The organism is Mycoplasma simbae ATCC 49888 (genome assembly GCF_000702705.1).
GTDB lineage: Bacteria > Bacillota_I > Bacilli_A > Mycoplasmatales > Metamycoplasmataceae > Mycoplasmopsis > Mycoplasmopsis simbae.
On the sequence record NZ_JNJG01000010.1, the window covers coordinates 37,619 to 47,699 of the forward strand.

The window sequence follows — 10,081 nt, forward strand, 5'->3', positions numbered from 1 at the left end:
AAAGCACAGTTTTTGCTACAACGCCTGTTGGTGAATCATTAAGCAACAAAATTTTAATTATTTACTTTGAAAATTTAATTTTTATTATAGAATATTAAAGCAACTATACGCTGAAGCATAAGGTTGTTAAATGGCCATTTAGTTGTTGAGGACTGTTTAAGAAATTTATGTGGAGTATGTTCGCTAGATGAACAAAGGAGACAACATGAGCAAAATTAATATCAAGCTAAAAGCCTTCGAACATGAACAACTTGATTTTGCTGCAAAAAAAATCGTTGAGATTGCACAAAAAAACAATGTTAAGTTCTCAGGGCCTGTAGCCGTGCCAACAAGAAGACACGTTGTTACAATCCTTAGATCAGTTCACATTAACAAAACATCACGTGAACAATTCGAAGCTAGAGTACACCAAAGAATCGTTACTCTAATCAATGCAGATGCTAAAACTCTAGATCAAATTCGTAGATTCGAATTCCCAGCTGGAGTACAAATTAGCGACATTAAACAAAACTAAAATAAATCCAACTTCAAAGGAAGCAATGGTCGCCTAAAGGCGTGGAGGAAATTATGAAAGGAATCTTAGGACGTAAAATTGGTATGACTCAAATTTTTACTGAAGAAGGACTATCAGTTCCAGTTACAGTAATCGAAGTTAAACCAAATGTTGTTACTAAAGTTTTAACAGCAGATGCTAATGGATACGTTGCTACTCAATTAGCTGTTGAAGAACTTAAAGCTAACCACGTGAATAAACCACTAGCTGGTCAATTCAAACAAGCTAACACAACACCTAAGCGCTACATTAAAGAAATTCGTGGCATGCAAGGCTATGAATTAGGACAAGAAGTTAAAGCAGATATTTTCACATCTGGACAACTTGTTGACGTTACAGGTATTTCAAAAGGTAAAGGATTTGCCGGAACCATTAAAAGATGAAACCAACACATCGGACCTAAATCACACGGTGGTGGTGGTGGTAGCCAACCTGTTAGACAAACTGGTTCACTTGGGGATATTTCAGGGAACAAAGTTTTCAAAGGTATGACAATGCCTGGACATTTAGGAGCTGTACAAAGCACAGTTCAAAACTTAGAAGTTGTTAAAGTTGACACTGTAAACAACATTCTATTAGTTAAAGGTTCAATTCCAGGACCTAAAAAATCTTTAGTTGTAATTAGAGAAGCTGTTAAAGGTTTACCAGCACACAAACCAGTTGTGTTAGTAGACGTTGAAGAAGTTCTAAAAATGAACGAGCTAATCGAAAGAGCTAAAAAAGTTAACGTAGAGGTTAAAGTTGGTATGCACTCAAACGAACTAGAACCTATTATTATTGAAGCTGAAGCACAAGCTGCTAAGGAAGGAGAAAACTAATGGCTGTTAATAAATTCTATTTATCAGAAACATTTGACAAAGACCGTAACATTTCTTTCAACCTTAAAAAAGAAGGTGTTAAATCAGTTAAAAACTTCAAAACTTTTAAAGAAGGTTTAGAACAATTCGTTAAAGATGCATCTGAACTAGAAGGTGAATCAAGAGTGTGATTCCACAGAGATGGACAATTCTCAGGTTCAACCTCAACTGGTAAAGTTGGCACAATTATTGAAACTCTACAATCAAAACAAATTAAAGATGAAGAATCAATTAAATTCCTAAACGAAGAAAAATTAGTTGATGTTTCAGCTGCTAAAGCTAAAAAAGAAGCTAAAGCTAAAGTTGCTAAAGTAGATCCAAATGCTAAATTTGACTTTGACAACTCAAAACTTCCAGCAGAAGTATTTGGTTTAGAAAAAATTTATGAACAAGCAATTTTTGACACTATCTTGTCAGAAAGAGCTTCAAGAAGACAAGGTACTCACTCAGTTAAATCACGTGCTGAAGTTAGCGGTGGTGGTAAAAAACCTTGAAGACAAAAAGGGACAGGACGTGCACGTGCTGGTTCAACAAGATCTCCTATTTGAGTAGGTGGTGGACGTGCTTTTGGACCTAGAACTGAAAGAAACTACACTCTAAAAGTTAACAAAAAAGCTAAAAGAGCAGCCTTTTTAAGTGCTTTAACTTTATTAGCTCAAGATCGTGCTGTTTTAGTAGATGATTTCAAATTAGACAAAATTTCTACTAAAGATGCCGTTGCTAAATTAAGTGCACTTAAACTAGCTCACGTAAAACACGTTTTAGTTGTTTCAGACAACGAAACAGTTTACAAATCATTATCAAATGTTGCTAACGTTGCAGTTATTAAACCAGCATCAGTAACAGTTGAAGCTTTAGTTTGAGCAGACGTTTTAGTATTATCAAGCGAAGGGTTAAAACATTTCGAAGGGAGAGCTAAATAATGGAAAAAACTCAAGTTATTCGTAGACCAATCCTAACCGAAAAAACTAACCTTTTACAAGCTCAAAACAAATACACTTTTGAAGTGGACTGAAACGCAAACAAGTTTCAAATTAAACAAGCTGTTGAATTTATTTTTGATGTTAAAGTTACAGATGTAAGAACTATCAAAGTAGACAAAAAAGCTAAAAGAGTAGGCCGTTTCAATGGCTTTACAAACCGTTACAAAAAAGCTATTGTTTCACTAGCGCAAGATGACAAAATTGTTTTCTACGCTAACGAAGCAGAAGCACAAGATGAAGCTAAAGAGGCACAAAAAGCCGCTAAAGCACAAGCAACTAAAGAAGCAGATAACGCTGCTGAAGCTAAATTAGCTGAAAAATTAGCTGCTAAAAAAACCAAAAAAGCTGCTAAAAAAGACGCAGAATAATTAAAGAGGATTAAGTAGCTGCTTAAAAGACAAAATTCCTCGAATATTTTTAAGCAAGGAGAAATGACAATGGCAATTAAACACTATAAGCCAACTACAAACGGTCGTCGTAACATGTCATCTCTAGACTACACACAAAACCTTTCAGGACATGCTCCTGAAAAGTCATTACTAGTAATTTTGAAAAACAATGCTGGTCGTAACAACCAAGGTAAAATTACAGTAAGACACCACGGTGGACGTGTAAAGAGATTTTACAGACTTGTCGACTTCAAACGTAACAAAGACAATATTCCAGCAGTGGTTAAGTCAATTGAGTATGACCCAAACCGTTCAGCTAATATTTCATTATTAGCATATGCTGATGGAGAAAAAAGATACATTTTAACTCCGAAAGGACTTAAAGTTGGTCAAACAGTTATTTCAGGAAATGATGTTGACATTTTAGTAGGTAACACATTACCTCTAAGCTCAATTCCTGAAGGTACACTAATCCACAACATCGAAATGCAACCAGGTGGTGGCGGTATTATCGCTCGTTCAGCTGGTACAAGTGCTCAAATCTTAGGTAAAGATGACAATGGTAAATACGTTGTTTTACGTCTAAAATCAGGCGAAACACGTCGTATTCTAGCTCGTTGTCGTGCAACAATTGGAGAAGTTGGCAACGAAGAACACCTACTAGTTAACTTAGGTAAAGCTGGTAGAAACCGTCACTTAGGTGTGCGTCCTACTGTTCGTGGTTCTGTAATGAACCCAGTAGATCACCCACATGGTGGTGGTGAAGGTAAACAACCAATCGGACGTAAATCACCTCTTACTCCATGAGGTAAAAAAGCTCTTGGTGTTAAAACTAGAAAAACTAAAAAATCTTCAAACAAATTGATTTTAAGAAGAAGAAAGGATGCTAAATAATGGCACGTAGTCTGAAAAAAGGACCATTTGTTGATGACCACTTAATGAAAAAAGTAGTGGCCATTGTTGAAAATGGTGCTGCGAAAAAACCTATCAAAACTTGATCAAGACGTTCAACCATCTTCCCAAACTTTGTAGGTTTAACATTCCAAGTTCACAACGGTAAAAGCTTTATTGATGTATATGTAACAGATGACATGGTCGGACACAAACTTGGTGAATTCTCACCAACAAGAACCTACACAGGTCATGGTGCTGATAAAGGTAAAAAATAATGCAAGCAAAAGCACACATTAAAATTCAACGTGTAAGTGTACGTAAAGCAAGTTTAGTAGCAGCTTTGTTTAGAGGCAAAGATGTTCGTGAAGCTTTAGGTATTCTAAACAACACAAACAAAAAATCAGCTCCACTATTTGTTAAATTAATCAATTCAGCTATTGCTAACGCAACCAACAATCACGGAATGGACGCATCTAAATTATTTGTTAAAGAAGTTATAGTTAATGAAGGACCAACACTAAAAAGATTCCAACCTCACTCACAAGGTAGAGCATTCTCAATTTTCAAACGTACATCAAATTTATCTGTAGTTTTGGAAGAAAGAAACTAGAAAGGGCATATTATGGGACAAAAAGTTAATCCAAATGGTTTTCGTTATGGTGTTACTAAAGAACGTAACACTACATGATTTGCCGACAAAAAAGAATTCGGTGCAAAACTTGTTCAAGACGACAAGATTTACAAATTCTTCGATAAATTAGTACGTAAATACCAAATCGGTCAAGTGGAAATTAAAAGAACACAAGCTGACAAAATAACTGTTTACTTGCATGTTGCTAACCCAGCTAAAATTTTAGGTGAAGCTGGTGCTAACATCAATGCTTTAAATACTCAACTACACAAATTCCTAAAAGATAAAAAAGCTGATATTAATCTGCAAGTTGTTCAAATTGCTAAGCCAGAACTAAACGCTCGTTTAGCTGCTGAAGCAATTGCTGTGAGATTAGAAAATCGTGAAAGCTTTAGAATTGCACAAAAATACATTATTAACGATGCACTAAAAGCTAGAGCTAAAGGTATTAAAACTGCTGTTTCAGGCCGTTTAAATGGTGTTGATATGGCTCGTACTGAAGGTTATTCACGTGGTGAAATTAAACTGCACACCTTACGTCAAGATGTAGACTATGCACAAGCAACAGCTAGAACTACATATGGTGCTATTGGTGTTAAAGTATGAATTTCAAAAGGCGAAATTTTGGAAGGTGGTAAAAAATAATGCTACAACCAAAAAGAACTAAATACCGTAAACCTTTCTTATTACGTCACGACAAACGTAAAGCTCACAAAGGCAACAAAGTTTCATTTGGTGAATTCGGTCTACAAGCTGTTACATCAGCATGAGTAGATGCTCGTCAAATTGAATCAGCTCGTATTGCGATTACTCGTCGTATGGGCCGTGAAGGACAAGTTTTTATTAGAATTTTCCCTCACTTCCAAAAAACATCTAAACCTATTGGTGTTCGTATGGGGTCAGGTAAAGGGTCTCCAGAAAAATGATATACACCAGTTAAAGTTAATACCATGATGTTTGAAGTTTCAGGTGTTAAAGAAGAGATTGCTCGTGAAGCCTTACGTTTAGGTGGACATAAGTTACCTGTTAAATGAAAAATTGTTACTAAAGAAGATCAAGGAGGTCAAGAATAATGCTTTATAAAGATATTCAAGCAAAATCTGCTCAAGAACTTAAAACTTTAATCGATGACCTTAAAGCTGAATTATTAACCCTTCGTTTTAAAAATGCAACTGGACAATTAGACCACAGCCACAAAATTAAAGCTGTCAAAAAAGATATCGCAAGATGCTTAACCGCACTAGAACAACTTAAAGGAGACAAATAATGGAAAGATTAACCACACGTAAAACACTAACTGGTAAAGTTTCATCAGTTCGTGGTGATAAAACTATTTTTGTCGAAGTGGAAAGCTACCGTTCACACAGCCTATACTCAAAACGTTATAGAGTTGTAAAACGTTTCGCTGTTCACGATGAAAAACTATTAGCTTCTGTAGGTGATGTTGTTACCATTATGGAAACACGTCCTTTATCAAAAACCAAACACTTCCGTTTAGTTGAAATTAAACAAAAAGCTGCTAGAGGAGAAGAATAATGGTTATTGAATTATCAAAATTAAAAGTTGCTGATAACTCAGGTGCTAAAGAAGTTGGTTTAATTAGAGTGCTAGGTGGTTCTCGTAAAAAAACCGCTAACATCGGTGATATCATTGTTTGTTCAGTTAAAAAAGCATTACCTAACGGTGCCGTTAAAGAAGGTCAAGTTGTTAAAGCTGTGATTGTTAGATCACGTTATGGTATTAAAAGACCAAACGGTTCACACATCAAATTTGATGACAACGCTGTAGTTATTATTAAAGAAGATAAATCAATGAGAGGGACACGTGTGTTTGGGCCAGTAGCTCGTGAACTACGTGACAAGGGATACTTAAAAATAGTTTCTCTAGCTCCTGAAGTTTTATAGAAAGGTCAATATGAAAATTAAGTTTAAACAAAACGACGAAGTTATTGTAATTTCAGGTTCACACAAATTCAAACAAGGTCGTATTATTCGTGTTGATGCTAAAAATAATACAGTGTACATTAAAGATGTTAACATGCAAGTTAAACACAAAAAACCTTCACACGCAGGTGATGGTGCTATTAAAAAACAAGAAGGTCCAATTCACGCTTCAAATGTAGCAGTTATAGCTAAAAAAGGTACTAAAACTCAAGCTCCAGTTATTTCAAGAATCGGTTACAAAATCGACAAAGACGGTAACAAAACAAGAATTATCAAGAAAACTAATAAGGAATACTAATTATGAACTTAAAGAAACATTATTTAGAAACTGTAGTACCAGCACTTAAACAAGAGTTCAACTTCAGCTCAATTATGCAAGTGCCACGTCTTGAAAAAATTGTTTTAAACATGACCGCAGGTAAAGAAGTAACTAACTCAAAAGCAATCGAAGAAGTATTAAACGAATTAACACTAATTTCTGGTCAAAAACCTTACCAAACTGTGGCTAGAAAATCAAATGCATCATGAAAATTAAGAGAAGGTATGCCTATGGGGGGTAAAGTTACTCTTCGTAGAGACAGAATGTGAGAATTTTTAGAAAAATTAATTCACATTGCTATGCCTCGTATTCGTGATTTCCGTGGGGCTAACCCTAAAGCCTTTGATGGCAGAGGAAATTACTCATTAGGAATTAAAGAAGAAATCATCTTCCCAGAAATCGATTTTGACAAAATTAGAAGAATTAAAGGATTAGACGTACAATTAATCACTTCAACTAATTCAGACGTTGAAGCGAAAAGATTACTAGAATTAATTGGTATGAGATTTGTAAAAGGAGATAAATAGTTATGGCTAAAGCATCTTTAAAAGCAAAACAAAAAAAACACCCTAAATTCTCAACCCGTGCTTACACACGTTGCGAATTATGCGGTCGTCCACATGCTGTTTTAAGAAAATTCCAAATTTGCCGTATTTGCTTCCGTGTTAAAGCACACGCAGGTCAAATTCCGGGCTACAAGAAAGCGAGTTGATAATTATGTTTATTACAGATCCAATTTCAGATATGATTGTGCGTATTAAAAACGCCAACCAAAGAAAATTCAAAACAGTAAACATTCCTTTTTCAAACAAAAAAGCCAAAATCCTAGACATTCTTTTAGCAGAAGGCTATATCCAAGCCGTTAACGTTAAAGGCGAAGGCGTGGACAAAACCTTAGAAGTGAGCCTAAAATACAAAGGCAACCAAAGAGCAATTATCGATTTCAAACGTATTTCAAAACCAGGTCTAAAAGTGTATTCTTCAGCGCAAGAATTACCAACTGTATTATCTGGATATGGAACAGCTATCATTTCAACTTCAAAAGGAATGATGACTGAAAAACAAGCACGTAAGGAAAATGTTGGCGGTGAAGTTATCGCTATCATTTGATAGGGGGTTAATATGTCACGTGTTGGAAATAGAATATTAACAATCCCTGCTGGTGTGGAAGTAAAACTAGACGGAACCAAATTTAGCGTTAAAGGTAAATTAGGCGAACTAGAAGCACTTTTTTCACCACTTATTGCTATCAAAATTGAAGACAATAAAATTAGCACCTTAAGAGCAAACGAAGAAAAAACTACTAAACAATTACACGGAACAACTAACGCACTAATAAGCAACATGCTAATTGGTGTGTCAGCTGGTTTCAAAAAAGAATTAGTAATCAAAGGGGTAGGTTACAAAGCTACCTTAAAAGGTGAACAATTAGAATTAGCAGTTGGTAAATCACACTTAGAACTTTTAAACATCCCTTCAGATGTTAAAGTTGAATTACCAAAACCAACAGAAATCGTTTTAACATCAATTTCAAAAGAGAGCGTTGGCCAATTTGCGGCTATAGTTCGTGCAACAAGAAAACCAAGCCCTTACTCAGGTAAAGGTGTGGCATACAAAGATGAAGTTATTCGTCGTAAAGAAGGGAAAACTGCTGCTAAGTAGTTTCGAAAGGATAGATTATGGCTACATTATCAAGAAACCAAGCACGTCAAAAGAAACACTTACGTGAACGTCAATCAATCATTGGTACTTCAACCAAACCACGTTTGAGCGTTTTCAAATCACACCAAAACTTTTATGCACAACTAATTGATGACTCTAAAGGTGTTACACTAGCAAGTGTATCTACTTTAGTTAAAGGCGAATTCCACGGCAACATTGCTTCAGCTGTTGAAGCAGGTAAACAAATGGCTGCTAAAATTGAAAAATTAAACATTACTGAAATCGTATTTGACCGTTCAGGTTACATTTACCATGGTCGTGTTAAAGCTTTCGCGCAAGCAGTGAGAGAACACGCGAAAGGAGTTAAATTCTAATGGCAGAAGTTAAAAACGAAGCAAACGCAACTTTAGAAGTTGTTAAACCAGCTGAAACTAAAAGTGAAGTTAAACAACGTACACCAAGAGTAAACAAAGAACGTAGACAACCAAGAAGAAGAGAAGAAGCAGCAAATAACGAATTTAGCGAAAAAGTTATTGCTATTTCGAGAGTTTCTAAAACTGTTAAAGGTGGAAGAAGATTCTCATTCTCAGCTTTTGTGGTAGTGGGAGACAAAAAAGGACGTGTTGGTTTTGGACATGGTAAAGCTAACGAAGTTCCTGACTCAATCAAAAAAGCAGTTAAAGACGCTAAAAACAACTTAATCACTTTACCAGTATTGCACGGTACAGTTCCACACCAAAACGAAGCTAAATTCTTAGCTTCTAAAGTGCTACTTAAACCAGCTGCAAAAGGTACTGGGATTGTAGCTTCTTCAACTGTACGTGCTGTTGTTGAATTAGCAGGTTACACTGACTTATATTCAAAAACTTATGGTTCACGTTCAAAATCTAACATCGTTAGAGCAACTTTAAAAGCACTGACCCAAATGCGTACACCAGAACAAATTGCCGACATTAGAGGCAAAGACGTTAAAGACTTACTATAATTAAATAAAGTTTAGTTAAGCAACTTGAAACACGATTTTCAAAAGTACTTTTCAAACAGATTTATTTAATTACTTAAAGGAGACAATAATGAGCATTTCATTAAACACACTTAAACCAACATTAGGTTCACGTAAAGAAAAACACCGTGTTGGTCGTGGTCACGCAGCCGGTAAAGGTAAACAAGCCGGTAAAGGTCAATCAGGTCAAAACAAACGTCACGGTCACAGACCAGGATTTGAAGGTGGACAAACACCTTGATTCCGTCGTATTGGTAAACGTGGATTTACAAACGTAAACCACGTTGAATACCAAGTTGTTAACTTAAGCGATTTAGAACAAAGATTTAACGCTAACGATACAGTAAACTTAGAAACTCTAATTGTTGCTAACTTAATTAAAAGAAACTTACCTGTTAAAGTTTTAGCTCAAGGTAAATTAACTAAAAAATTATTAGTAAACGTGCACGCTGCTTCACAAGCTGCTATTGATGCTATTGAAGCTGCTGGTGGAGAATTCAAAGCACTTTAATTCCTCATTAACAAGCCCAAAAAGGCTTGTTTTTTTATTATTTGTGCCCTTAAAACAGGCCTAAAATACTCGCTCAAAAAAAATTAAAAATTTTCTTCGCATATTTAAAAAAAAGAGTATATTTATATCAGCAACTAGCAAATAGCGTTGTAAACATTCTTAAGATCATTAAAAAAATTTAATTATTTATTAGGCGATTTTAGAAATTGTGTTATCATTATTTAGCAACTTGTTAGTTGATATATTGTTCTTTGAAAACTAGATATATAAACATGACGAAGTCAATTTTTTCGAGAGTTTGATCCTGGCTCAGGATGAACGCTGGCTGTGTGCCTA

Annotated in this window: 20 protein-coding genes; all 20 read left to right on the forward strand. The window is 35.3% G+C overall.

From position 1 onward, the window contains the following. Positions 1-205: 205 nt before the first annotated feature. Complete coding sequence (rpsJ, locus tag T329_RS0103185) at positions 206-514, forward strand: 30S ribosomal protein S10 (RefSeq protein WP_029608985.1); 309 nt, start codon at positions 206-208, stop codon at positions 512-514. A 53-nt stretch (positions 515-567) separates the two neighbouring features. After that, positions 568-1,371, forward strand: coding sequence for a 50S ribosomal protein L3 (gene rplC / locus T329_RS0103190; protein ID WP_029608986.1), 804 nt, complete (start codon positions 568-570; stop codon positions 1,369-1,371). After that, positions 1,371-2,333 (forward strand): 50S ribosomal protein L4, encoded by a 963-nt coding sequence (gene rplD, locus T329_RS0103195; RefSeq protein WP_029608987.1) that lies wholly within the window; start codon positions 1,371-1,373, stop codon positions 2,331-2,333. The genes rplC and rplD overlap by 1 nt, the downstream gene beginning before the upstream one ends. Next, positions 2,333-2,761: a 50S ribosomal protein L23 gene (rplW, locus tag T329_RS0103200; RefSeq protein ID WP_029608988.1), complete on the forward strand. Its 429-nt coding sequence runs from the start codon at positions 2,333-2,335 to the stop codon at positions 2,759-2,761. The genes rplD and rplW overlap by 1 nt, the downstream gene beginning before the upstream one ends. 69 nt (positions 2,762-2,830) lie before the next feature. After that, complete coding sequence (rplB, locus tag T329_RS0103205) at positions 2,831-3,676, forward strand: 50S ribosomal protein L2 (protein ID WP_029608989.1); 846 nt, start codon at positions 2,831-2,833, stop codon at positions 3,674-3,676. After that, positions 3,676-3,951 (forward strand): 30S ribosomal protein S19, encoded by a 276-nt coding sequence (gene rpsS, locus T329_RS0103210; RefSeq protein ID WP_029608990.1) that lies wholly within the window; start codon positions 3,676-3,678, stop codon positions 3,949-3,951. The genes rplB and rpsS overlap by 1 nt, the downstream gene beginning before the upstream one ends. Continuing rightward, on the forward strand, positions 3,951-4,286 hold the full coding sequence (rplV, locus tag T329_RS0103215) for a 50S ribosomal protein L22 (RefSeq protein ID WP_029608991.1): 336 nt from the start codon (positions 3,951-3,953) through the stop codon (positions 4,284-4,286). Before rpsS ends, rplV begins: the two co-directional genes overlap by 1 nt. 12 nt (positions 4,287-4,298) lie before the next feature. Continuing rightward, positions 4,299-4,952, forward strand: a complete 654-nt coding sequence (gene rpsC / locus T329_RS0103220; protein WP_029608992.1) for a 30S ribosomal protein S3 — start codon at positions 4,299-4,301, stop codon at positions 4,950-4,952. Beyond that, on the forward strand, positions 4,952-5,380 hold the full coding sequence (gene rplP, locus T329_RS0103225) for a 50S ribosomal protein L16 (RefSeq protein WP_029608993.1): 429 nt from the start codon (positions 4,952-4,954) through the stop codon (positions 5,378-5,380). Before rpsC ends, rplP begins: the two co-directional genes overlap by 1 nt. Continuing rightward, complete coding sequence (gene rpmC, locus T329_RS0103230) at positions 5,380-5,574, forward strand: 50S ribosomal protein L29 (protein ID WP_029608994.1); 195 nt, start codon at positions 5,380-5,382, stop codon at positions 5,572-5,574. Before rplP ends, rpmC begins: the two co-directional genes overlap by 1 nt. Next, a complete protein-coding gene (gene rpsQ / locus T329_RS0103235; RefSeq protein ID WP_029608995.1) occupies positions 5,574-5,843 on the forward strand; it encodes a 30S ribosomal protein S17 in 270 nt (89 codons plus the stop codon). The genes rpmC and rpsQ overlap by 1 nt, the downstream gene beginning before the upstream one ends. After that, positions 5,843-6,211 (forward strand): 50S ribosomal protein L14, encoded by a 369-nt coding sequence (gene rplN / locus T329_RS0103240; RefSeq protein WP_004421686.1) that lies wholly within the window; start codon positions 5,843-5,845, stop codon positions 6,209-6,211. Before rpsQ ends, rplN begins: the two co-directional genes overlap by 1 nt. Positions 6,212-6,221: 10 nt before the next feature. Next, positions 6,222-6,548 carry a 50S ribosomal protein L24 gene (gene rplX, locus T329_RS0103245; protein WP_029608996.1) on the forward strand — a complete coding sequence of 109 codons (327 nt, stop codon included), beginning with the start codon at positions 6,222-6,224 and terminating at the stop codon, positions 6,546-6,548. A gap of 2 nt (positions 6,549-6,550) precedes the next feature. Next, positions 6,551-7,096 (forward strand): 50S ribosomal protein L5, encoded by a 546-nt coding sequence (rplE, locus tag T329_RS0103250; protein WP_029608997.1) that lies wholly within the window; start codon positions 6,551-6,553, stop codon positions 7,094-7,096. A gap of 2 nt (positions 7,097-7,098) precedes the next feature. After that, complete coding sequence (locus tag T329_RS0103255; RefSeq protein ID WP_029608998.1) at positions 7,099-7,284, forward strand: type Z 30S ribosomal protein S14; 186 nt, start codon at positions 7,099-7,101, stop codon at positions 7,282-7,284. A 2-nt stretch (positions 7,285-7,286) separates the two neighbouring features. Continuing rightward, positions 7,287-7,682 (forward strand): 30S ribosomal protein S8, encoded by a 396-nt coding sequence (gene rpsH / locus T329_RS0103260; protein WP_029608999.1) that lies wholly within the window; start codon positions 7,287-7,289, stop codon positions 7,680-7,682. A 9-nt stretch (positions 7,683-7,691) separates the two neighbouring features. Beyond that, the gene (gene rplF / locus T329_RS0103265; protein WP_029609000.1) at positions 7,692-8,231 is read left to right on the forward strand and encodes a 50S ribosomal protein L6; all 540 of its coding nucleotides are present in this window, start codon (positions 7,692-7,694) and stop codon (positions 8,229-8,231) included. A 17-nt stretch (positions 8,232-8,248) separates the two neighbouring features. Next, the gene (rplR, locus tag T329_RS0103270; protein WP_029609001.1) at positions 8,249-8,605 is read left to right on the forward strand and encodes a 50S ribosomal protein L18; all 357 of its coding nucleotides are present in this window, start codon (positions 8,249-8,251) and stop codon (positions 8,603-8,605) included. Then, the gene (gene rpsE, locus T329_RS0103275) at positions 8,605-9,216 is read left to right on the forward strand and encodes a 30S ribosomal protein S5 (protein WP_029609002.1); all 612 of its coding nucleotides are present in this window, start codon (positions 8,605-8,607) and stop codon (positions 9,214-9,216) included. Before rplR ends, rpsE begins: the two co-directional genes overlap by 1 nt. 88 nt (positions 9,217-9,304) lie before the next feature. Next, positions 9,305-9,745 carry a 50S ribosomal protein L15 gene (gene rplO, locus T329_RS0103280; protein ID WP_029609003.1) on the forward strand — a complete coding sequence of 147 codons (441 nt, stop codon included), beginning with the start codon at positions 9,305-9,307 and terminating at the stop codon, positions 9,743-9,745. Positions 9,746-10,081 lie beyond the last annotated feature (336 nt).